Genomic DNA, 22,950 nt, shown 5'->3' with positions numbered 1-22,950 from the left:
CGAATTGACTTGTGCAGGTTCGAACCTATGATGAAAATATTGTACAAAATTAGTTTTCTGTACAGGATTGAGCAATCAGAGGTTCACCATGCCCAACGCAACCGTCACCAAACCGAAAATTGCCATCAGCGCCTGCCTGATGGGTGCTGAAGTTCGCTTTAACGGCGGGCACAAGCAATCGCAGCTGTGCAGCCGCAGCTTGGTCGATTACTTCGATTTCGTGCCGGTGTGCCCGGAAGTCGCCATTGGCCTGGGCATCCCTCGGGAGCCAATCCGGCTGGTGGGCGATGTCGCGCACCCCGAGGCCGTTGGCACGGTAAACCGTGACCTTGACGTGACCCGACCACTGGCCGAATACGGGCAACAGATGGCAGGGGAACTGAGTGACCTCTGCGGCTACATTTTCATGCAGAAATCGCCGTCCTGCGGGCTGGAGCGGGTGAAAGTCTACGACCACAATGGCGTGCCGCAGGACGGCGGTGGACGCGGTATCTATGCCCAGGCCTTTTGCGAACGTCACCCCGACCTGCCAGTGGAGGAAGACGGTCGCCTCAACGACCCGGTGCTGCGGGAGAACTTCCTGACGCGGGTGTTCGCCTATGCCGCCTGGCAACCGTTGCGCCGCCAAGGCCTGACCCGGCGCGACCTGATCAAATTTCACTCGCGCTACAAATACCTGCTGATGGCCCACAACCCGGTGCAGTACAAGGCCCTGGGCAACTTGCTCGGCAGCATGGGCAAGGCCGATGCCAATGAACTGGGCCCGCGCTATTTCAGCGCGCTGATGACGGCCTTGAAAAAATGCGCCACGCGCCGCACCCACACCAATGTGTTGCAGCACCTGAGCGGTTACCTCAAGCGCGCCATCACCGCCGAAGACAAGCAGGAAGTGCAACATCTGATCGGGCAGTATCGCCAGGGCATCGTGCCGCTGGTGGTACCGCTGACCTTGCTCAAGCATCACCTGCGCCAGCACCCCGATCCTTACCTGGCGCAGCAGGTCTACCTGCAACCGCATCCGGAAAACCTCAGCTTGCGCAACGCCATCTGATGAAGAACGAACCCGATTCCAGCGCCAGCGAAGACCTGGGGGCCGATTTCGCAAAAGCCCTGGCGCAGGGCTGGCTCCCCATACGCGAAGTCGCCCGACAAACCGGCGTCAACGCCATCACGTTGCGGGCCTGGGAGCGCCGTTACGGTTTGATCGTGCCGCACCGCACCCCCAAGGGCCATCGACTGTTCAATGCCGAACACGTGCAACGGATCCTGAGCATCCTCACCTGGATCAATCGCGGAGTGGCCGTGAGCAAGATCAAGCCGTTGCTTGATACACCGCCGCCGCCTGCCGAACCGCCAGAAAACGATTGGCAGCGCCAGCGTCAGGCCCTGGTATTGGCGGTGACGCAACTGGCTGAGCGTCAGGTTGATGATCTACTCAATCAGGCCATCGCGCTGTACCCGCCCCGGACCGTCTGCGAGCAGTTGCTGCTGCCGCTGCTCGCTGAGCTGCAATTGCGCTGGCAAGGCCAGCTCGGTGCGCAGCTGGAACGTGTGTTCCTGTACTCCTGGCTGCGCAGCAAATTCGGCAGTCGGATCTACCACAACAACCGTCAGCTACGCGGCGCGCCGTTGCTGCTGGTCAACCATTCGCAGTTGCCCCTGGAACCGCAACTTTGGCTCACGGCCTGGCTGGCCAGCAGCGCCGACTGCCCGGTGGAAGTGTTCGATGGGCCTCTACCGGCGGGCGAACTGGCCCTGGCGGTCGAGCGCCTCAAGGCTCGCGGCGTGCTGCTGTATTCCAGTAACGCCCTGAACCTGTCCCAACTGCCCAAACTGCTGAGCGGTATCGATTGCCCGATCATCATCGCCGGCTCGGCCGCGTCTATTCACCACGCCAGGTTATCCACAAGCGTCTCGATGACTGACGTCACCTGGGCCGAAGACCCGTTATCGGCTCACCGCGAACTGAGCCGCAGAGAACTTCTTTAAATGGAAAACAGCATGCAACTGATCTGGCTGCGCAGCGACTTGCGCGTGCACGACAACACCGCCCTGGCGTCGGCCGCAGCCCGGGGGCCATGCGTAGCGGTGTACTTGCCGAGCCCGGCACAATGGCGTGCCCATGACGATGCACCGTGCAAGATCGATTTCTGGTTGCGCAACCTCGCCTCGCTGGGCGCCGCTCTGGACGCGCTGAATATTCCCCTGCTGATCCGCCCCGCGCCGCTCTGGGATCAGGCATCGCAGGTGCTCCTCAGGCTGTGCGACGAACTGAAGATCAGCGCCGTTCACGTCAACGAAGAATACGGCCTGAACGAAACCCGCCGCGACGCCGAGGTTGCCCAGGCCTTGAGGGGCCAGGCCATCGAGTTTCACAGCCACCTTGACCAGTTGCTGTTCAAGCCCGGCAGCGTGCTGACCAAGACCGGGAATTACTTCCAGGTGTTCAGCCAGTTCCGCAAGGTTTGCTACAACCGCTTGCACTTCTCACTGCCGAGCCTGGTCGCCACACCCGCCCGGCAAGCGCCTACCGGTATCGCCAGTGATCCAATACCGACGCAGGTCGAAGGGTTCACCCTGGCCAGTGAAGCGCTGCGTGCACTTTGGCCCGCCGGTGAAGACGAGGCCCGGCGACGCTTGGACACCTTTGTCGAGCAACACCTCGATGACTACCAGGGTGAACGGGATTTTCCAGCAAGACCGGGCACCAGCCAGATTTCGGCTTATCTGGTGGCCGGCGTAGTTTCACCGCGCCAATGCTTGCACGCGGCGCTGCAAGCCAATCAGGGGGAATTCGAGAGCGGAAGTGTCGGAACAGTGACCTGGATCAATGAATTGCTCTGGCGCGAGTTCTATAAACATATTCTAGTGGGCTATCCACGCGTGTCGCGCTATCGCGCGTTTCGCCCGGAAACCGAAGCGTTGGCCTGGCGCAAGGCCCCCGAGGAACTGGAGGCCTGGAAGCAGGCACGAACTGGCTTGCCCATTATTGATGCGGCCATGCGTCAGTTGCTGGAAACCGGCTGGATGCACAACCGCTTGCGGATGGTGGTGGCGATGTTTCTTACCAAGAACCTGCTGATCGACTGGCGCGAGGGTGAGCGCTTTTTCATGCAACACCTGATCGACGGCGACCTGGCCGCCAATAATGGCGGTTGGCAATGGAGCGCCTCCACCGGCACGGACTCGGCGCCCTGGTTCCGAATCTTCAACCCATTGAGCCAGTCGGAGAAATTCGATCGCGAGGGTTTGTTCATCAAACGCTGGTTGCCTGAACTGAACGATCTCGACAGGCAACAGGTCCATAGCCCAAATACCCAGGGCGGATTGTTTGATCGAGTGGATTACCCCTCTCCGATCGTCGACTTGAGCGAATCCCGGGCGCGCGCACTGTCAGCATTCAGAGATCTCGCGGTGCGAAAAGGCGACGATTGAGAGACTGGGCGATCAGCGAACATGAAATTGCCCCCCGCCAGATGCAATTTCAACCCTGCGGTCATACAGTTCATATCGAACTTGAGCACTGCCCCGTCGTGAGGAGTATGGAATGGCTTTAGAACCACCTACGCGATATTGGCTGACCGGCGCGGGCAATGGAGTCGGCGCGGCCTTGGCCGAAGCGATACTCGAAACGGGTGCGCTCCTGGCCGTCAGCTCGCGGTCGGCGGGGTCATGTGAAGGCCTTTCGGCACGCTATCCAGGCCAAGTACTGGCGGTACCCGGCGATTTGACCGACAGCCAGACCGTGCGTGAGATCGGCGAGCAAATTACCCGCCAATGGGGCGCTCTGGACATCGTCATTCTCAATGCCGGAACCGCTGAATACGTTGATGGCCAGCCCATCGACCATATGATCATCGAACACATCGTACGCAGCAACCTGCTGGCGGCCAGCCTTTGCATCAACGCAGCCTTGCCATTATTGCGCACAGGCAACGAGTCTCATCTGGTGGGGATCGCCAGCCCGGCGACTTACCTGACACCATCGCACACCGGCTCCGGTGAGCGCGGGGTGCGTTATCTATTCGACGCTGCTCGTGTTGACCTGGCCCCCAACGGCGTCGATGTGACGCTGGTTCACTCAGGCGTCGACAACCCATCGCCGAATCTCGACGATTGTTTTCCGGCCCCGCTCCGGTGGACGGCCGAAGCGGCAGCGCATCACGTCCTGACACAGCTCAAAGAACGCCCGCAGGAAGTGGTTCTCCCCGTCGCCACCATGACCGCGCTCTGGCCACTGCCTTCTTCGACCGAGACCGTGCAGGCAGACATCGACTCGTGTCAGGCGAGTAACAAGTGCCCGATCAAGGGACAACCCTGAACAGCCTGGTTGCCTTACACTGCGCGCCATGAAAACCATTCCCCTCCATGAAATTGCCGCTCCGGTCGTCACTTGCTCGACGTGCGCGGCATGCTGCTGCCAGTTGGAAGTGATGCTGATCACCGACACCGGCGTCCCGGAACGTTTTATCGATACGGACGATTGGGGCGGGGAAGTGATGCTGCGGCTCGACGACGGCTGGTGCGCGGCCCTGGATCGCGACAGCATGATGTGCACGATCTACGAAAAACGCCCGCTGATCTGCCGCGAATTCGAGATGGGCGCGCCGGAATGCATTGAGGAACGCTTGGGGATTGCGACGGCGTATCGGTAGGAAATCAACGCGACTTCTGTGGGAGCGGGTTTACTCGCGAAAGCATCGGATCAGCCAACACCGAAGTGCCTGACACCACGCTTTCGCGAGCAAGCCCGCTCCCACAGGGGGCGAGCGTTACAGCGGCATGGTGTAATGCAACGCGTAACTCTCCACTCCGTCGTTGGTCGACTTGATACCCGCATTGGAATAGTGAGTGGCGCGGATGCCCACTTCATGTCCGCCGTTAAAGCGCAGGCCGAAGCCGATGCGATCCTCGAACTGGAAAGCCGTTCCCAGCTTATTGTCTTCAACTTCGGTATCCGCGAACAGCGCAACCCCAACACCCGCCTCGATGTAAGGCTTCACGTTCTGCCCGGAAAACTCATACACGAAGACCGGCGAGAACGACAGGCTGTGGTTACTGGATGTCTTGTCTCCGTCCCAATACGTATAGGCACCGCTCCAGTAGCCGGTCAGGCGCCCCATATCGCTCTGCAACCAGCTTTTGTCCCAATCGAATTGCATCCCCAGGCGATAGGTCATAGTCGAGTCACTGGTCTGGCCGACTCCGAACTCCACACCCGCTGCCTGCGCAGTGTAAGTGTGCCCCAGCAATGCAGCCGCAAGCGCAGCTAAGCAGAATAAACGCTTCATTAGAAACATCCCTTTCCGACGACCTTAGTTAGTTTTTTGTTACAAACAGACAAAGCTATAGAAATCCGCGTTAAAACAGAAGTTCACCCCGTTTTACACATTTTTCACGTTTTCTTTACAGATCGAAGCTTCGCACAACGCCGGAAGAATTCCATAGCATCGGTAGGATATTTCTTAAATGTATCGGATCTGCACTACTCCAGAATTGCGTTTCTCTGGCCGGCCCTTCGGCCAATAGCGCCCGCTCGGCCAGCAGCCGCTGAAGTTGGCGTGCCACGGCGGCGCCGGTGTCAATCAGGCTTATCTGTTCCGGGATCATTTGCTTGAGCAATGGCTTGAGAAACGGATAGTGCGTGCAGCCCAGGATCAGCGTATCGCAGCCGGCAGCCAGCAAGGGATCGACGTAGCCCTGTAGCAGTTGATACACGGCCGGGCTGTGCAAATCACCCGCCTCGATCAGTTCCACCAGCCCCGGGCACGGTTGAGTGATGACCCGCACATCAGTGGCGAAACGGTCGAGCAAGGCGGCGAATTTGGCGCTTTGCAAAGTGCCGGTGGTGGCCAACACACCGACAATGCCGCTGCGGGTGGCGGCGGCCGCAGGCTTGACCGCCGGCTCCATGCCGACGATGGGCCAATGGGGGAAATCGCGCCGCAGATCAGCCACCCCGGCGACCGTCGCGGTATTGCAGGCCACCACCAACGCCTTGGCGCCCTGGCGCTGGAGAAAGTCGGCAATGATCGCGCAGCGCTGTCGGATGAATTCCGGGGTTTTCTCGCCGTAGGGAATATGCCCACAGTCACCCACGTACAACAGCGACTCATTGGGCAGCAACTGACGGATTTCTCCCAGCACCGACAGCCCGCCGACACCCGAATCGAACACGCCGACCGGAGCCTCACTCATGCGGGTCACCACAGACGCTACACCCCGGATCGCGCTTGACCCGCAGCTCACGGAAGCGGGTGCCCAGGGCATCGATCAGCAGCAGGCGCCCTACCAGCGGCTCACCGAAACCGGCCAATAACTTCAAGGCTTCTAGGGCTTGCAGGCTACCCACCAAACCCACCAGTGGCCCGATCACGCCGGCTTCACTGCAGGTCAACTCAGCTTCGCTGCCGTGACCGTAGAGGCAGTGATAGCAAGGACTTTCGGGACGACGTGGATCGAACACCGACAACTGCCCTTCCAGGCGAATCGCCGCCCCACTGACCAGCGGCTTACCCGCCGCGACACACGCGGCGTTCACCGCTTCGCGGGTGGAAAAATTGTCGGAGCAATCGAGCACCACATCCACCGCCGCGACCGCGGCGGCCAAGCTGTCTTCATCCATGGCCGTCGGGTGCGGCACCAGCCGAATCTCGGGGTTGATCGCCGTCAGACGGCGTATCGCCGAATCGACCTTGCTCAGGCCGACGCTGTCGGTGTCGTGAATGATCTGACGCTGCAGGTTGGTCAGGTCGACCGTGTCGAAATCCGCCAGGTGCAACTCGCCGACGCCGGCGGCAGCCAGGTACAACGCCACCGGGGAGCCAAGACCGCCGAGGCCGACGATCAACACACGGCTGTGCTTGAGGCGCAATTGGCCGTCGATATCGACATGCTGCAACAGAATCTGCCGGCTATAGCGCAACAACTCCTGATCGTTCAGCACGGCAGGCGCCCCAGGCTGATGCGCTCATGGCCACCCAAGTCCTTGCGGCTGTGGACTTCAGCAAAGCCTTGGGCCCGCAGCAAATCGCCCACCGCCGCGGCCTGATCGTAACCGTGCTCCAGCATCAACCAGCCGCCCGGTTCGAGGTGCCCCGGCGCCTGGGCAATGATCTCGCGCAAATCATCCAGACCGTCTTGCCCTGCGACCAACGCACTGGCCGGTTCGAAACGCACGTCGCCCTCGGCCAGATGCGGATCGGTGGCGGCGATATAAGGCGGGTTGCTGATGATCAACTCAAAACGCTCGCCGTCCAACGCGCTGAACCAGTGACTGCTCAACACTGTGACGTTGTGCAGGTCCAGGCGCTGGCGATTGCGTTCGGCCAGGGCCACGGCCTCCAGCACGCGGTCGACCGCCGTGACTTTCCAGGCCGGACGCTCGCTGGCCAAGGCCAGGGCAATCGCGCCACTGCCGGTGCCCAGGTCCAGGACCCGGGCCGGTGTGGCCGGCAACAAGGCCAGCGCGGTTTCCACCAGCAGTTCAGTGTCAGGACGCGGGATCAGCGTGTGGGGGGCGACTTCCAGATCGAGTTTCCAGAAGCCCTGCTGCCCGAGGATGTAGGCCACCGGCTCGCCGGAGCGACGCCGGCGCAGGTACTCGGAAAACAGCAGCGCCGCCTCGCTCGGCACAATCCGCTCGGGCCAGGTGTGCAGGAAGCTGCGGGACTTGCCCAGTGCAGCGGCCAGCAGCAACTCGGCATCCAGCCGTGGCGTGGGCGAATCCGGCAACTCGGCGGCGCGTAACAAACTGGCGATGATGGTCATTTATTCACCTGTGCTTACTCGCCAATCGCCGCCAACTGGTCGGCCTGGTATTCGGCCAGCAACGGCTCGATTACCGCATCGACACCACCGGCAAGAATTTCGTCGAGGGAATACAGGGTCAGGTTGACACGATGATCCGTGACCCGGCCCTGGGCGAAGTTGTAGGTACGGATCCGCTCGGAACGATCGCCCGAACCCACCAGGAGTTTGCGTTCGCTGGCGATGGCATTGGCCGCGGCGCTGGTCTGCTGGTCGTTGAGCTTGGCCGACAACCAGGACATGGCCCGCGCCCGGTTCTTGTGCTGGGAGCGTTCTTCCTGGCACTCGACCACGATGCCCGAAGGCAAGTGAGTGATGCGGATCGCCGAGTCAGTCTTGTTGACGTGCTGGCCGCCCGCACCGGAGGAGCGGTAGGTGTCGACCCGCAGGTCCGCCGGGTTGATCTCGATGGCTTCCTGCTCGTCCGGCTCGGGCAATACCGCCACGGTGCAGGCCGAGGTATGGATACGCCCCTGGGATTCGGTGGCTGGTACGCGCTGCACACGGTGGGCGCCGGATTCGAACTTCAGCTTGCCGTAGACGTTGTCACCCTCGACACGGGCGATGACTTCTTTATAGCCACCGTGCTCGCCTTCGTTCTCCGAAAGGATCTCCACGCGCCAGCCGCGACGTTCGGCGTACCGCGAATACATGCGGAACAGGTCGCCGGAAAAAATCGCCGCCTCGTCGCCACCGGTACCGGCACGGATCTCAAGAAATACGTTGCGCCCGTCGTTCGGGTCCTTGGGCAGCAGCATGCGTTGCAGGCTGCTTTCCAGTTCAAGCAGTTGCTCCTTGGCTTCGCGGACTTCCTCGACCGCCATTTCGCGCATGTCCGGATCACTGTCCTTGAGCAGCGCCTGGGCACCTTCGAGGTCACCCTGGACTTTGAGCAACTGTTTATAGGTGGCGACAATCGGCTCGACTTCCGCATATTCCTTGGAATAAGTACGGAATTTATTCTGGTCGGAAATGACTTCGCCATCGCCCAGCAAGGCGGTCAGTTCTTCGAAACGGTCCTGGAGGATGTCCAGTTTATTGAGCAGTGACGCTTTCATTGCGGTTTTTTATCCGAAAAGCTATCCGGTGAGCCCTCACCGAGGGCAAAGAGTTCCTGGGCCATGGCCAGCGCATCGAGGCGGCCTTCGGCGGTCAGCTTCTTGAGCTGAACACTGGGGGCGTGGAGCAATTTGTTGGTCAGGCCGCGGGCCAATTGCACCAGCACCTCTTCGGCATTGCCACCGTTGGCCAGCAGGCGCTGGGCCTTTTGCAGTTCCTCGTCGCGCAGGCGTTCGCTCTGCTGCCGATAGGCCTTGAGCACATCCACCGCCGCCAGTTCGCGCAGGCGCACCATGAAATCGTCGGCGCCGACGGTGATCATCTCTTCCGCCGCCTGGGCCGCGCCTTGCCGGCTCTTGAGGTTCTCGGCGACCACTTCGTGCAGATCATCGACGCTGTAGAGATAAACGTCGTCGAGTTCGCCGACTTCCGGCTCAATGTCCCGGGGGACGGCAATGTCCACCATGAAGATCGGTTTGTGCTTGCGCAGCTTCAGGGCGCTTTCCACCGCACCCTTGCCCAGGATCGGCAATTGGCTGGCGGTGGAACTGATGACGATGTCGCTGTGCACCAGCTCGGCCGGGATGTCCGACAGCAGCACCGCGTGGGCGCCAAACTGCTCGGCCAGGGTACTGGCGCGCTCCAGGGTCCGGTTGGCGACGACGATGCGCTTGACCCCCAGGTCGTGCAGATGGCGGGCAACCAGGGTAATGGTCTCGCCGGCGCCGATCAGCAGCGCCTGGCTGCGTTGCAAATCGCTGAAAATCTGTTTCGCCAGGCTGACGGCGGCAAACGCCACTGACACCGGGTTCTCGCCGATGGCGGTGTCGGTGCGCACCTGCTTGGCGGCGTTGAACGTGGCCTGGAACAGCCGCCCCAGCAGCGGACCGACGGTGCCGGCCTCCCGCGCCACGGCGTAGGCCGACTTCATCTGGCCGAGAATCTGCGGCTCGCCCAGTACCAGCGAATCGAGCCCCGAGGCGACGCGCATCATGTGACGAACGGCCGCATCGTCCTCATGCACATAGGCACTGGCGCGCAGCTCTTCAAGGCTCAGGTTGTGATATTCGGCCAGCCAGCGCAGCACTGAATCGGCCGAAACGTGATCCTGTTCTATATAAAGCTCGCTGCGGTTGCAGGTGGAGAGGATCGCAGCTTCGCGGCTGTCGGTGAGTCGGCAGAGCTGCTGCAGGGCCTCAACCAGCTGCTCAGGCGTAAAGGCCACGCGCTCGCGGACGTCTACTGAAGCAGTCTTGTGGTTAATACCAAGTGCAAGGAAGGCCATTCAAGGTCGCTGATAGTGACGTGAAGCCGGCAATTGTCCTACTTCGCCAGATTCAGAACAACCACTCGATCTCTATCGCTGCGCACCCGCGCCGTAAATCGACGGGGCGGTTATGTTTGACCGAAGGCTTGTGTCATGATGATCCGACCGCAGGTTAGTCGTCCTCTTCCTATATGAATAGATCTTCCGCGTTGCTCCTCGCTTTTGCCTTGCTCAGCGGCTGCCAGTCCATGGCCCCCGTGTCGACGGACGGCACGCCGCCGGTCGAAGACAGCACGCAGGCGCCTGAAAAACCCAAGGTCTACGGCTCGTTCAGCGAAGAAACCATCTTCAGCCTGTTGAGTGCCGAACTGGCGGGCCAGCGCAATCGCTTCGACATTGCGCTGGACAACTACGTGACCCAGGCCATCAACACCCAGGACCCGGGCATCTCCGAGCGGGCGTTTCGCATCGCCGAGTACCTGGGAGCCGACCAGCCCGCACTGGATACCGCGCTGATCTGGGCCAAGAATGCCCCGGACGATCTTGACGCGCAGCGCGCTGCCGCCGTGCAACTGGCGCGGGCCGGACGCTACGACGACTCCATGATGTATATGGAGAAGGTCCTGCTGGGCAAGGGCGACACCCATTTCGACTTCCTTGCGCTGTCCGCCGCCGACACCGACCAGGAAACCCGCAACGGCCTGATGAAAAGCTTCGACCGCCTGTTGCAGCGTCACCCGAACAACGGCCAGCTGATTTTCGGCAAAGCCCTGCTGCTGCAACAGGATGGCGACACCCAGGGCGCCCTCACCCTGCTGGAAGACAACCCACCGGAAGCCGGTGAAGTGGCGCCGATCCTGCTGCGCGCACGCCTGCTGCAAGGCTTGAACCGCGGCGACGAAGCGCTGCCGCTGCTGGAAAAAAGCATCAAGAAGTACCCGGACGACAAACGCCTGCGCCTCACCTACGCCCGCATGCTGGTGGAAAACAACCGCATGGACGACGCCAAGGTGGAGTTCTCCAGCCTGGTCCAGCAGTACCCGGAAGACGACGAGCTGCGCTATTCCCTGGCGCTGGTTTGCCTGGAAGCCAAGGCCTGGGACGAGGCCAAGGGTTATCTGGAAGACCTGATCGCTCGGGAGAGCCATGTCGACTCGGCTCACCTGAACCTGGGGCGCATCGCTGAAGAGCGCAACGACCCCGAGACCGCGTTGATCGAGTATGCCCAGGTCGGCCCGGGCAACGACTATCTGCCGGCGCAATTGCGCCAGGCCGATATCCTGATGAGCAACGGCAAGACCGCTGAGGCCCAGAGCCGCCTCGCCGTACAGCGCGACTCCCAGCCGGACTACGGCATCCAGCTGTACCTGATCGAAGCCGAAACCCTGTCGGCCAACAATCAGGGCGACAAAGCCTGGAACGTGTTGCAACAAGCCTTGAAGCAGTACCCGGACGATCTGAACCTGCTGTACACCCGTGCGATGCTGGCGGAAAAGCGCAATGACCTGGCCCAGATGGAAAAAGACCTGCGCCTGATCATCCAGCGTGACCCGGACAACGCCATGGCCCTCAACGCCCTGGGCTACACCTTGTCGGATCGCACCACCCGCTACGACGAAGCCAAGGTGCTGATCGAGCAGGCCCACCAGCTCAATCCGGAAGACCCGGCGGTGCTCGACAGCCTCGGCTGGGTGAACTTCCGGCTGGGCAACCTCGATGAAGCCGAACGCCTGTTGCGCCAAGCCCTGGAGCGTTTCCCCGATCAGGAGGTCGCCGCTCACCTGGGCGAGGTCCTATGGGCCAACGGCAAACAACGCGAAGCCCGGCAGATCTGGAGCAAGTTCCTCAAGGACCAGCCCGACAGTCCCATTTTGCGCAGCACCATCAAACGCCTGACCGGATCAGAGACCCTTTAAGATTATGTTTTTGCGCCATTTCATCGTGTTCAGCTTTATCGCCCTGCTCGCCGGTTGCGCGGGCTTCGGCGCCCGTGAATCCGTCCAGGGCCACGGCAACCCGGCCCAGTGGCGTGAACACAAGCAACAACTGAGCGGCCTCGACGGCTGGCAAATCGACGGCAAGATCGGCATTCGCGCACCGAAGGATTCAGGCAGCGGCACGTTGTTCTGGTTGCAACGCCAGGACTACTACGACATTCGCCTGTCAGGGCCTCTGGGTCGCGGTGCGGCCCGCCTGACCGGCCGGCCGGGCCAGGTCTCGCTGGAAGTCGCCAACCAGGGCCGCTACGAGGCGCCCACCCCAGAAGCGCTGCTCGAAGAACAACTGGGCTGGAAATTGCCGGTATCCCATCTGACCTGGTGGGTTCGCGGGCTACCTGCACCGGACAGCAAAAGCCGCCTGACCCTCGACGCCGACAGCCGCCTGTCCAACCTGGAACAGGATGACTGGCAGATCGAATACTTAAGCTATGCCCAGCAGAACGGCTACTGGCTGCCCGAACGCATCAAACTGCACGGCAGCAATCTCGACGTCACGCTGGTGATCAAGCAATGGCAGCCGCGCAAGCTGGGGCAATGACATGACCGCTCCACGCCTGACCCTGCCCTCCCCGGCCAAGCTCAACCTGATGCTGCACATCCTCGGGCGTCGCCCGGACGGTTATCACGAGCTGCAGACGATTTTTCAGTTTCTGGACTACGGCGACGAAATCACCTTTGCCGTGCGCGACGACGGCGTGATTCGCCTGCACACCGAATTCGACGGCGTGCCCCACGACAGCAATCTGATCGTCAAGGCCGCGAAAAAACTCCAGGAACAATCCGCTTGTTCGCTGGGCATCGATATCTGGATCGAAAAAATCCTGCCCATGGGCGGCGGTATCGGTGGCGGCAGTTCGAATGCGGCGACGACTTTACTCGGGCTCAACCACCTCTGGCAGCTGGGCTGGGACACGGATCGCCTGGCTGCGCTGGGCCTGACACTAGGCGCCGACGTGCCGGTTTTCGTGCGTGGCCACGCCGCTTTTGCCGAGGGCGTCGGGGAAAAACTCACCCCGGTGGACCCCGAGGAACCCTGGTACTTGGTACTGGTGCCGCAAGTATCTGTAAGTACAGCAGAAATTTTTTCAGATCCGCTGTTGACACGTAACTCTCCTCCCATTAAAGTGCGCCCCGTTCCCAAGGGAAACAGTCGAAATGACTGCTTACCGGTGGTAGCAAGGCGTTATCCAGATGTTCGTAACGCATTGAATTTGTTAGGTAAATTTACCGAAGCAAAACTCACCGGAACTGGAAGTTGTGTGTTTGGGGGCTTCCCAAGCAAAGCTGAAGCTGATAAAGTCTCGGCCCTTCTGACAGAGACCCTTACAGGGTTTGTAGCAAAAGGAAGCAACGTTTCGATGTTGCATCGCAAGCTGCAAAGCCTGCTCTAAAAGGAATCGAGTGCTGGGCACTCGCAGCAACAGATACAGGGGCGTCGCCAAGCGGTAAGGCAGCAGGTTTTGATCCTGCCATGCGTTGGTTCGAATCCAGCCGCCCCTGCCATTTTCCTATACTCATCCAGGTATACCCTCAGCCTTCAGGTACTGCGCGTGTCCAAGATGATGGTCTTTACGGGGAACGCTAACCCCGATCTGGCTCGGCGTGTCGTACGTCAGCTGCATATCCCTCTCGGTGACATCTCTGTCGGTAAGTTCTCCGACGGCGAAATCACTGCCGAGATCAATGAAAACGTTCGCGGTAAAGACGTTTTCATTATTCAGCCGACTTGCGCTCCGACCAACGATAACCTGATGGAACTCGTCGTGATGGCTGATGCCTTCCGCCGTTCCTCGGCTACTCGTATCACTGCTGTTATTCCTTACTTTGGTTATGCCCGTCAGGATCGCCGTCCGCGTTCCGCACGTGTGGCTATCAGCGCGAAAGTCGTGGCTGACATGCTTACCGTAGTCGGCATCGATCGTGTACTCACGGTTGACTTGCATGCTGACCAGATTCAGGGCTTCTTCGATATTCCCGTGGATAACATCTACGGCTCCCCAGTCCTGGTGGATGATATTGAAGATCAGCGCTTCGAAAACCTGATGATCGTGTCCCCGGACATTGGTGGCGTCGTGCGTGCACGGGCCGTTGCCAAATCCCTGGGCGTGGATCTGGGTATCATCGACAAACGCCGTGAGAAAGCCAATCACTCCGAAGTGATGCACATCATCGGCGACGTCGAAGGGCGTACCTGTATTCTGGTCGACGACATGGTCGATACCGCCGGCACCCTGTGCCACGCGGCCAAGGCCCTGAAAGAGCATGGCGCTGCCAAGGTCTTTGCCTACTGCACACACCCTGTGTTGTCGGGTCGGGCAATCGAAAACATTGAAAATTCCGTGCTGGACGAACTGGTGGTGACCAACACCATCCCGTTGTCCGCAGCAGCACAAGCCTGTGCGCGTATCCGTCAACTGGATATCGCACCGGTTGTTGCCGAAGCGGTTCGCCGCATCAGCAATGAAGAATCGATCAGCGCGATGTTCCGCTAAGGGCCCTGCCCTTGCCGTGACATCTCGTTGACGAAAAGCGCCCCGCCCCGGCATTCACTGCCGGGGCGGGGCTTTTTTGCCCATATCGCCTTTAGCGCTGGTCGCAAGCGCTGGGGGTGAATGTGGTTACTTTGGAGATACAACATGAACGAATTTACCCTGAATGCTGAAGTGCGTTCCGACCTGGGGAAAGGTGCGAGCCGCCGCCTGCGTCGTCTCGCAAGCCTGGTTCCAGCTGTAGTCTACGGTGGCGAGAAAGCCCCTGAGTCCATCAGCATGCTGGCCAAAGAAGTTGCCAAGCTGCTCGAAAACGAAGCGGCTTACAGCCACATCATCGAGCTGAACGTTGGTGGCACCAAGCAAAACGTCGTGATCAAAGCCCTGCAACGTCACCCGGCCAAAGGCCACGTGATGCACGCTGACTTCGTACGCGTAGTCGCTGGCCAGAAACTGACCGCTATCGTGCCTGTGCACTTCGTTGGCGAAGCTGCTCCGATCAAGAAAGGCGGCGAAATTTCGCACGTTGTTTCGGAAATCGAAGTGACCTGCCTGCCGAAAGACCTGCCTGAATTCATCGAAGTCGACCTGGCTGACGCCGAAGTTGGCACGATCATTCACCTGTCCGACCTCAAGGCTCCTAAAGGCGTTGAGTTTGTTGCTCTGGCACACGGCGATGACAAGGCTGTTGCCAACGTCCACGCTCCACGTGTTGCTCCAGAAGCTACTGAAGAAGGCGCTGCAGAGTAATTTCACTCTGTCGCCGGAGTGACCGGAAACATCGCGGACTGGAACGTAGCGAAACAGCGGGCGAGAACGCGAAGTTTACTTAACGGTAGATCCGCACTTTTCGTCCACTGTCGCCATACCGTTTGAGCGCGACGTTGTTATCCACACTCCAGGAAGGGCCCCTATCGTGACTGCCATTAAACTGATCGTTGGCCTGGGAAATCCAGGCGCCGAATACGAACAGACCCGGCATAACGCAGGGGCCCTTTTTGTTGAGCGCATCGCGCACGCACAAGGCGTCAGCCTGGCGGCCGATCGCAAATATTTCGGCCTGACCGGGCGCTTCTCGCATCAGGGTCAGGATGTTCGTCTGTTGATTCCCACCACCTACATGAACCGCAGCGGCCAGGCCGTGGCGGCATTGGCCGGTTTCTTTCGCATAACGCCTGAAGAAATCCTGGTGGCCCACGACGAACTCGACCTGCCTCCGGGCGTCGCCAAGCTCAAGCAGGGCGGCGGCCATGGCGGTCACAACGGGTTGCGCGACATCATCGCGCAACTGGGTAATCAGAATACCTTTCACCGCCTGCGGCTCGGCATCGGCCACCCGGGCGTTGCCAGTATGGTTTCAAACTTTGTCCTGGGTCGTGCGCCTCGCGCCGAACAGGAAAAACTCGATGCCAGCATCGACTTTGCCCTCGGCGTGCTGCCGGATATCCTCGCCGGGGAATGGAACCGTGCGATGAAAAACCTGCACAGCCAGAAGGCCTGACACTTATCCGAGGGGAAACACCATGGGATTCAATTGCGGCATCGTCGGCCTGCCTAACGTCGGCAAGTCCACCCTGTTCAACGCCCTGACCAAATCCGGTATCGCGGCTGAGAACTTCCCCTTCTGCACCATCGAGCCGAACACCGGCATCGTGCCGATGCCCGACCCACGCCTGGACGCCCTGGCGGCCATCGTGATCCCGGAGCGCGTGCTGCCAACCACCATGGAGTTCGTCGACATCGCCGGCCTGGTAGCCGGGGCCTCGAAAGGTGAAGGCCTGGGCAACAAGTTCCTGGCCAACATTCGTGAAACCGATGCCATCGCCCACGTGGTCCGCTGCTTCGAAGACGAGAACGTGATTCACGTCTCCAACAGCGTCGACCCGAAACGCGATATCGAGATCATCGACCTGGAACTGATCTTCGCCGACCTCGACAGCTGCGAGAAGCAACTGCAAAAAGTCGCTCGCAATGCCAAGGGTGGCGACAAAGACGCCGTCGCCCAGAAAGCCCTGCTCGAGCAGTTGATCGCCCACTTCACCTTGGGCAAGCCGGCACGCAGCCTGATCAAGAACATGGGCGTCGATGAGAAGCAGATCGTTCGCGGCTTCCACCTGCTGACCACCAAGCCGGTCATGTACATTGCCAACGTTGCCGAAGATGGCTTCGAGAACAATCCACTGCTGGACGTGGTAAAAGCCATCGCCGAAGAAGAAGGCGCCATAGTGGTACCGGTCTGCAACAAGATCGAAGCGGAAATCGCCGAGCTCGAAGACGGCGAAGAGAAGGACATGTTCCTCGAGGCCCTGGGCCTGGAAGAACCTGGCCTGAACCGCGTGATCCGCGCCGGCTATGAAATGCTCAACCTGCAGACGTACTTCACCGCTGGCGTAAAAGAAGTCCGCGCCTGGACCGTTCGCGTCGGTGCCACCGCGCCACAAGCCGCGGCCGTGATCCATACCGACTTCGAAAAAGGCTTCATCCGCGCCGAAGTCATCGCCTATGACGATTTCATCCAGTACAAGGGTGAAGCTGGCGCCAAGGAAGCCGGTAAATGGCGTCTGGAAGGCAAGGAATACATCGTCAAGGATGGCGACGTGATGCACTTCCGCTTCAACGTCTGACGTTGTTGGTAGCATAGAAAAAGCCGCGTTGATTCGCGGCTTTTTCGTGTGTGGGCGAGCCTGCTTCGCAAATAAACACGTCTAGAACAGATAGCCGATGTAGATCGCCCCGCCACCACCGGCCTGCACACCAGCGTTCATGCCGGCCATGACCAGCGCACCCTTGGCCGAGCGCGCCAACTGCCGGTTGACCGTGGTGGACGCAATGAGCGCGGTCGCCGGATTGGAGCTCAGCGCCACCGACAACGCCAGCAACTTGGGATCAAGCCCGAACAGCAGCGCCGTGGCAGAACCGCCGACCACCAGGCCGCCTCCCACTTCGGTATACATGCAAGGGCCGGTGATATCGTCACTGGTCAGGTCGCGACTGGCCAAGGCGTCGCTGACAAACACTTTGCCGAAGCTGGGAAAAGCCTCTGCCGCGCCGACGCCAGCCACGCTCTTGCCCTTGATCTGGATATTGATCTTGCCAAAACGCGGCAGCCGCGCACCAAATCCGGCCCCCACCCCGACGCCGCCATAGCGGTAGCTGACGTCCTCACCTTGGGGCGAACGCAGGGTGATCGAACCACCACTGCCCGCCACCATGACCACGGTCAGGCCGCCACCACTGGCGGTTTGGTACTGCCAGCGACTTTCATTGAGCGGAATTGGGATGTTGTAGCTCATACGTTCAAAATCCTTTATGTGAATGAACCGCACCGTGACCGCGCTGACGAATGACTTTTGCCAGACCAGCCAGGGTAAACATCAGGCCGAGGCACCCCAGCAGCCCGGCAGGCCCCCAAAGCGCACCCGGATCATCAACGATAGCGCTGCCGACCGGACGCTCGGGCAAGTAATGCACGCGTACCGTCTGCCCCTGCCGATAGCCGAAGATTATGCCGCCTTGGGGATAAGAGATTTTTTCGCCAGTGCCGGTGGTGAAGGCGATCTCAGGATGCGAACCGCCGGCATTCAAGTGGCTGACAGTGCCTTCAGCGGTCTGTGCGCGGGCGAGAAACTCGCGGCGGTCAAGCGTGAGATTGACGGCAATGCCCAACAGGACGATACCAATCAGGGCAAACAGCAGGCCCAGCAGTATCTTCCCGATGTTTGACGGGGTGTCGTTAGCCATGGTTTGCCTCGGCGTTCGTCCATGAAAGAGGGACGGCAGGATAACAAAGAAGCTTCGTTATGCCACATCCCCGGCAAAATGATTGATGATCAGGAGAAGCCGCTGCCTCTTGCATTGCGCGTCAAGGCAGCTTCCAGACTGATGGCCTATGCCTGGACCAGATTGGCAATCTTCACGTCTGGATCGACGTCAGCCTCATAGTCCACCCCTTCGATCCCGAAGCCGAAGAGACGCAGGAACTCCGCTTTGTAACCGACAAAGTCAGTCAGCTCATAAAGGTTATCCGTGCTGACCTGATCCCAGAGCTGCTTGACGCGGTCCTGGACTTCGGGAGCCAGCTCCTTGTAGTCCGCGCGCAGGCGTCCTTCCTCGTCCATCACTGGAGATTGGCTGTACAAGCTGTCCTTGTAGAGCCCATGGACCTGTTCGATACAACCCTCGTGCGTGCCCTGTGCCTTCATGACTTTAAACAGCAATGACAGGTACAGCGGCATGATCGGGATCGCTGAACTGGCCTGAGTCACCACCGCTTTCAATACCGAGACCCGCGCATCGCCCCCCAGAACAGCCAATCGTTCACGAATGCCAAGGACTTTCTGATCCAGGTCCTTCTTGGCCGCGCCAATAGAGCCATTCCAGTAGATGTCATGCGTCAGCTTTTCGCCCAGGTAGGTGAACGCAGTCGTTTTCGCCCCATCAGCCAGAACACCCGCTTCGTGCAGGGCATCGATCCACATCTGCCAGTCTTCGCCACCCATCACGGCCACCGTGCCATCGATCTCGCTTTGGGTCGCCGGCTCCAGGGTGGTGTCCTTGACCACTTCTTTGTCCGTATCCACACCCTTCAAGGTCACGGCCTTGTCGAGTGGCTTGAGGGTAGAGCTCAGTACGGCACCAGTCTTGGGGTGCGTGCGGCGTGGCGCGGCCAGGCTGTACACAACGAGGTCGACCTTGCCAAAGTCGCGTTTGATGACGTCGATGGTCTGCTGTTTGATCTCATCGGAAAAAGCGTCGCCGTTGATGCTCTTGGCGTAGAGGCCCTCGGACTCGGCAAACGAGTGAAAGGCCGCAGTGTTGTACCAGCCGGCGGTGCCGAGCTTGCCTGCATCACTTCCACGTTCAAAAAACACACCGAGCGTCTTGGCGCCACAACCAAAAGCGGCGGTGATCCGCGCAGCAAGGCCGTAACCGGTCGATGCGCCGATCACGAGTACGTTCTTTGGCCCATCAGCGATGGGGCCTTGTGCGCTAACGTAGTCGATCTGACTCTTGACGTTGGCTTCGCAGCCAGTGGGGTGGGTCGTCACACAGACAAAGCCACGAACGCGCGGTTTGATGATCATAAAGGGACCTGCCTCTTCCAGGATGTAGAGTGCCAACACTGGCTATAAAGTCGTAGACGCCAGGAAAGTTGAAGCGTCACGGTGAATGTTCCTTTACGTGGTTTGATTCACCAACGGCAACCTCACCACGAACTCACTCCCCTGGCCATCCCCCGCGCTCTTGCCGGTCACGGTGCCGCCATGGCTTTCGACCAACTCGCGTACCACCGTCAGACCAATGCCCAGGCCAGCGCCATTGAAACCGACGGCGTGAACGTCCTGCACAAACGGCTCGAAAATGAACGGCAGTGCCTTGGCCGAGATGCCTATGCCGCTATCGCGGAGACTGATCTCCACTCTGCCGACCTCGACGGTGGCCGAAAGCCTGATCGTGCCGCCAGCGGGTGTGTACTTGGCGGCATTGCCCAGCAAGTTGTCAAAAATCTGAGCGAGCCGCACCGAGTCACCGTTGACCGATAATGCACACTCGGGTAATTCGGCGCTGAAGTGCAGGTTGCCAGAGAGCATGACCGGCCGACAGTTGTCGATGGACTCATGAATGATCTGAACGATATCGACCATCTGGCAATCGAGGCGAAACTTACCGGTCTTGACCCGAGAGACGTCGAGCAAGTCTTCGACCAACCGAGACATGTGCCGCACCTGGCTTTCGATCACTTTCTGCATGCGCGGCAGCTCCTCACTGGGCACCCGTGCCAGTCGGCCGGCAATCATGCTGATGGGGGTCAGGGGATTGCGCAGTTCATGGGCCACCAGGGCGAGGACGCTACGCTGGCGCTCCAGCGCGCGTTCGGCCGAGGCCTTCAGATGTTGCGCGCTGAGGGCGGCGATGACCAATAGCTCATTGGCTTCGCGCATATCCAGATACAGCTGTTGTTGTTCTACTCCCTGCGTGTTTTTTGGCTTTTCAGCCTCGGACTGGGCCGACAGGATCGCCAGGACCAACTGCTGATTGGCCTCGATCAACTGCTCGATCTGCTGCTTATCGGCCAGTTGAGTGCTGGCGTCGCGCAGCTCCTTCTGCAACGCCGCCAGCACCGCCCGCGCCTCGACGGTTTTCTGGCCAAGCAGGAACAGCTCGCGAGCGACCGTGGCCTTCGCTTGCTCATTCTTGCCATTGCCCTCATCCATGATCGTGACTCATCCCGCGCCGTGGCCGGAACGTCGCAAGGTAGGCCGGCCGCCGAGCAACCCCTCCTGATCCGGCAACATTTCGCCGATCTGTAAACCGTTGTCGTCGATGCGATAAAGGCGTAGCTCATCGGAGTGGGCACTGGCCCGCACCTTGACCACGGCCATGATGCGCAATAAACGGCTCTGCACTTCAATGTAGCGCTGAACGATGATGGCGTCGGTGAGAAACGCTGTGCCGTAAGGACTGAAACGCAGATCGGTGTAGCGGTCCTCCAGCTCCGAAGTCAGCAATACCGTGACACCGGCGCTGGTCAACGCCGTGACCATGCGCGACAGCGACTCGCGAAAGTCCTCGCGAAAGGTAGGCGCCAGCACCAGTTCGAAGCCCGACAGCGAATCAATGACCACCCGGGTCGCTTTCAGGCGGGCGATCTCGCCCAGCAGCAAGTGCACGATTTCGTCGATGGACAGGTCCGGCGCGCGGCTATCCACCAGCCCGACTTTTCCACATTGAATCAAGTGGGTGAGCGTGGCGTTCTGGGAGTGATTGGGACGCTGTTCAAACACCGCGATCACGCCGGTCTCACCGTTGCGCGCGCCTTCGGCGAGAAAGGACGCCGCCAGAATGCTTTTACCCGAACCGGACGGGCCCGCCACTAACAAGGAATACCCGCGCGGCAGACCACCGCCGAGCATGTCATCGAGCTGCGGTACACCCATTGCCAGGCGCTTGATGGGAAATTCCATCGACGTTTCGCTCGGGTTGAAGGGAGCGGGGGCAAATACCTTGATTCCTGACGCGGCGATACGGAAGGTGTGCAGTCCCGGCAGCGTCGGCTGGCCGCGCATCTTCATGATTTCCATCTTGCGCACCATGGAGTTGCGCTGAACGCTCTGGCGCAGCCAGATCAGCCCATCGGCGACGGTGAAAATCGGGTTGGTATCGGTTTCGGTGAAATATTCGCCGATCAAAAACGTCGTGGCCTGCCAGGTGGTCATCAGCATGCCCAACTGCTGGACGAACTGCGGCAAGTTGTTATTGGGGTTGTCCTGGGTCTGGCTGGCCAGCACCACCGAACGGAACGAGTCAACGAACACCAGCGCCGGGGAGTGAGCCTCCACCTCGCTGACAATGCGTCGCAGCACTTCGTCCAGATCCCCGGCCAGGGTGTCGTCAGCCAGGTTGACCTAACGGATCGATTGATTGATCGCCTCGTTGTCAAAGAAGTCGAACTGCTGTTGATAACGCAGCATCTTCAGCGGCGGCTCGCCCAACACAGTAAAAAACAGCGCGGGACGCTCTGGGGTCGCCAGGGCAAACATCATCTGGTGCGCGAGGGTGGTCTTGCCGCAACCGGGGGGGCCGGCGATCAGGTTGAACGAAAACTCCGGCAACCCTCCACCCAAGACCTCGTCCAGTCCTGGCACGCCGGTGGCCAAGCGGTTGATAGTCACTTTGGTGCTCATGGCGAATTTTCCTGCGAAGGGGTGTCGCTCAAAGAAGGTTCCCACACGCCACGAAGCAAACGTGCGGTGAGCGAGGGCCCGATCAGCGTAGTCAGTAACTCGTAGAATATAGTCAGCAACATTTCACCGAAAAACAGCGCATCGGCTTCGCTTTGCTCAACGAGTACAGATTTAAGGGCAGTCAGAGCCAGGCCAGGCGGCACCTTGTCGCAGATGCTGGCCAGGCGCGGATAAGTGGATGCGCACAGGTGCAGGCTGCGGCGATAAAGCGCCGCAACCCCTTGTGGACCGATGACGGGCGTAAGAGCAGCCTCTATATCCTGCAGAATTGAAATGATCGCGTGGGCGGTCTTTGCAATGTCAGCGTTGGGGCCAACGCGGTGCGCCAGAGAAGCTACGATCTGACGGCTCTCTTCGCTTAGCGTGGACATAGCTAACTGATATCTGATGGGTAGACATCGATAGTACACCCTCAAGCCGGTTATCGAGACCCTATTGGGCAAAGCAATGCAATTGCGATCATTTACCGTCAGTGAATAAACCCAGCCCGGATGATCGTCCAGACTGAAAAATCCCCGGCATCACTCGCGGATCCGGGGATTTGCGCAATAACGCTCCAGGCGGGCGCCTGGAGCTGGCTG

General features: G+C 60.0%; 23 protein-coding genes, 1 tRNA gene and 1 pseudogene. 13 read left to right on the top strand and 12 right to left on the bottom strand.

Going from position 1 to position 22,950, the window contains the following annotated elements; all coding sequences use genetic code 11:
* The first annotated feature begins 88 nt into the window (after positions 1–88).
* The 5 genes from ACWNZ1_RS26160 (at position 89) to ACWNZ1_RS26140 (ending at position 4,655) form a co-directional block, all read left to right on the top strand.
* Positions 89–1,051 (top strand): YbgA family protein, encoded by a 963-nt coding sequence (locus ACWNZ1_RS26160; RefSeq protein ID WP_256453728.1) that lies wholly within the window; start codon positions 89–91, stop codon positions 1,049–1,051.
* Positions 1,051–1,989, top strand: coding sequence for a MerR family transcriptional regulator (locus tag ACWNZ1_RS26155; RefSeq protein WP_256453729.1), 939 nt, complete (start codon positions 1,051–1,053; stop codon positions 1,987–1,989). Before ACWNZ1_RS26160 ends, ACWNZ1_RS26155 begins: the two co-directional genes overlap by 1 nt.
* Positions 1,990–2,001: 12 nt before the next feature.
* Positions 2,002–3,435, top strand: a complete 1,434-nt coding sequence (gene phrB / locus ACWNZ1_RS26150; RefSeq protein ID WP_256453730.1) for a deoxyribodipyrimidine photo-lyase — start codon at positions 2,002–2,004, stop codon at positions 3,433–3,435.
* A 112-nt stretch (positions 3,436–3,547) separates the two neighbouring features.
* On the top strand, positions 3,548–4,321 hold the full coding sequence (locus ACWNZ1_RS26145; RefSeq protein ID WP_135847137.1) for an SDR family NAD(P)-dependent oxidoreductase: 774 nt from the start codon (positions 3,548–3,550) through the stop codon (positions 4,319–4,321).
* A gap of 28 nt (positions 4,322–4,349) precedes the next feature.
* Positions 4,350–4,655: a YkgJ family cysteine cluster protein gene (locus ACWNZ1_RS26140; RefSeq protein WP_135847138.1), complete on the top strand. Its 306-nt coding sequence runs from the start codon at positions 4,350–4,352 to the stop codon at positions 4,653–4,655.
* A gap of 117 nt (positions 4,656–4,772) precedes the next feature.
* Here ACWNZ1_RS26140 and ACWNZ1_RS26135 read toward each other — a convergent pair whose 3' ends face one another.
* The 6 genes from ACWNZ1_RS26135 to hemA form a co-directional block, all read right to left on the bottom strand.
* A complete protein-coding gene (locus ACWNZ1_RS26135; RefSeq protein WP_135847139.1) occupies positions 4,773–5,291 on the bottom strand; it encodes an acyloxyacyl hydrolase in 519 nt (172 codons plus the stop codon).
* A gap of 115 nt (positions 5,292–5,406) precedes the next feature.
* On the bottom strand, positions 5,407–6,198 hold the full coding sequence (gene murI / locus ACWNZ1_RS26130; protein ID WP_135847140.1) for a glutamate racemase: 792 nt from the start codon (positions 6,196–6,198) through the stop codon (positions 5,407–5,409).
* The gene (locus tag ACWNZ1_RS26125) at positions 6,191–6,946 is read right to left on the bottom strand and encodes a molybdopterin-synthase adenylyltransferase MoeB (RefSeq protein WP_135847141.1); all 756 of its coding nucleotides are present in this window, start codon (positions 6,944–6,946) and stop codon (positions 6,191–6,193) included. Before ACWNZ1_RS26125 ends, murI begins: the two co-directional genes overlap by 8 nt.
* Positions 6,940–7,770 carry a peptide chain release factor N(5)-glutamine methyltransferase gene (prmC, locus tag ACWNZ1_RS26120; protein WP_135847142.1) on the bottom strand — a complete coding sequence of 277 codons (831 nt, stop codon included), beginning with the start codon at positions 7,768–7,770 and terminating at the stop codon, positions 6,940–6,942. The genes ACWNZ1_RS26125 and prmC overlap by 7 nt, the downstream gene beginning before the upstream one ends.
* A gap of 14 nt (positions 7,771–7,784) precedes the next feature.
* Entirely contained in the window at positions 7,785–8,867 is a 1,083-nt protein-coding gene (gene prfA, locus ACWNZ1_RS26115; protein ID WP_135847143.1) for a peptide chain release factor 1, read from the bottom strand.
* Entirely contained in the window at positions 8,864–10,153 is a 1,290-nt protein-coding gene (hemA, locus tag ACWNZ1_RS26110) for a glutamyl-tRNA reductase (protein WP_135847144.1), read from the bottom strand. Before hemA ends, prfA begins: the two co-directional genes overlap by 4 nt.
* A 173-nt stretch (positions 10,154–10,326) precedes the next feature.
* On the opposite strand from hemA, the gene ACWNZ1_RS26105 reads away from it, so the two are divergent.
* The 8 genes from ACWNZ1_RS26105 to ychF all read left to right on the top strand — a co-directional run bounded on the left by ACWNZ1_RS26105 (position 10,327) and on the right by ychF (position 17,248).
* On the top strand, positions 10,327–12,051 hold the full coding sequence (locus ACWNZ1_RS26105) for a tetratricopeptide repeat protein (RefSeq protein ID WP_256453731.1): 1,725 nt from the start codon (positions 10,327–10,329) through the stop codon (positions 12,049–12,051).
* A gap of 4 nt (positions 12,052–12,055) precedes the next feature.
* Positions 12,056–12,673 carry a lipoprotein insertase outer membrane protein LolB gene (gene lolB / locus ACWNZ1_RS26100; protein ID WP_256453732.1) on the top strand — a complete coding sequence of 206 codons (618 nt, stop codon included), beginning with the start codon at positions 12,056–12,058 and terminating at the stop codon, positions 12,671–12,673.
* A 1-nt stretch (position 12,674) separates the two neighbouring features.
* Positions 12,675–13,526 (top strand): 4-(cytidine 5'-diphospho)-2-C-methyl-D-erythritol kinase, encoded by an 852-nt coding sequence (gene ispE, locus ACWNZ1_RS26095; protein WP_135847147.1) that lies wholly within the window; start codon positions 12,675–12,677, stop codon positions 13,524–13,526.
* 37 nt (positions 13,527–13,563) lie between these two features.
* A tRNA-Gln gene (locus ACWNZ1_RS26090) sits at positions 13,564–13,638 on the top strand.
* A 47-nt stretch (positions 13,639–13,685) separates the two neighbouring features.
* On the top strand, positions 13,686–14,627 hold the full coding sequence (locus tag ACWNZ1_RS26085) for a ribose-phosphate pyrophosphokinase (protein ID WP_003171603.1): 942 nt from the start codon (positions 13,686–13,688) through the stop codon (positions 14,625–14,627).
* 144 nt (positions 14,628–14,771) lie between these two features.
* Positions 14,772–15,374 carry a 50S ribosomal protein L25/general stress protein Ctc gene (locus tag ACWNZ1_RS26080; protein WP_135847148.1) on the top strand — a complete coding sequence of 201 codons (603 nt, stop codon included), beginning with the start codon at positions 14,772–14,774 and terminating at the stop codon, positions 15,372–15,374.
* Positions 15,375–15,540: 166 nt separating this feature from the next.
* Positions 15,541–16,125 carry an aminoacyl-tRNA hydrolase gene (pth, locus tag ACWNZ1_RS26075; protein WP_122564708.1) on the top strand — a complete coding sequence of 195 codons (585 nt, stop codon included), beginning with the start codon at positions 15,541–15,543 and terminating at the stop codon, positions 16,123–16,125.
* Between the two features lie 22 nt (positions 16,126–16,147).
* A complete protein-coding gene (gene ychF, locus ACWNZ1_RS26070; protein ID WP_135847149.1) occupies positions 16,148–17,248 on the top strand; it encodes a redox-regulated ATPase YchF in 1,101 nt (366 codons plus the stop codon).
* A gap of 81 nt (positions 17,249–17,329) precedes the next feature.
* Here the strand turns inward: ychF and ACWNZ1_RS26065 are convergent, their stop codons facing one another.
* The 6 genes and pseudogenes from ACWNZ1_RS26065 to ACWNZ1_RS26040 form a co-directional block, all read right to left on the bottom strand.
* Entirely contained in the window at positions 17,330–17,917 is a 588-nt protein-coding gene (locus tag ACWNZ1_RS26065; RefSeq protein WP_135847150.1) for a hypothetical protein, read from the bottom strand.
* 4 nt (positions 17,918–17,921) lie between these two features.
* Positions 17,922–18,365 carry a DUF3592 domain-containing protein gene (locus ACWNZ1_RS26060; RefSeq protein WP_135847151.1) on the bottom strand — a complete coding sequence of 148 codons (444 nt, stop codon included), beginning with the start codon at positions 18,363–18,365 and terminating at the stop codon, positions 17,922–17,924.
* 146 nt (positions 18,366–18,511) lie between these two features.
* Entirely contained in the window at positions 18,512–19,708 is a 1,197-nt protein-coding gene (gene fabV, locus ACWNZ1_RS26055) for an enoyl-ACP reductase FabV (RefSeq protein ID WP_135847152.1), read from the bottom strand.
* 93 nt (positions 19,709–19,801) lie between these two features.
* Positions 19,802–20,839 carry a sensor histidine kinase gene (locus ACWNZ1_RS26050; RefSeq protein ID WP_265072380.1) on the bottom strand — a complete coding sequence of 346 codons (1,038 nt, stop codon included), beginning with the start codon at positions 20,837–20,839 and terminating at the stop codon, positions 19,802–19,804.
* Positions 20,840–20,848: 9 nt separating this feature from the next.
* Positions 20,849–22,309: pseudogene (locus ACWNZ1_RS26045) on the bottom strand (RAD55 family ATPase).
* Complete coding sequence (locus tag ACWNZ1_RS26040; protein ID WP_238346675.1) at positions 22,306–22,740, bottom strand: hypothetical protein; 435 nt, start codon at positions 22,738–22,740, stop codon at positions 22,306–22,308. The pseudogene ACWNZ1_RS26045 and the gene ACWNZ1_RS26040 overlap by 4 nt, the downstream one beginning before the upstream one ends.
* Positions 22,741–22,950 lie beyond the last annotated feature (210 nt).

The sequence above is a fragment of the Pseudomonas sp. CFBP 5748 genome, from assembly GCF_053850495.1.
Note: the sequence above shows the minus strand (reverse complement) of the source record. Positions and strands in the feature narration are given on the sequence as shown.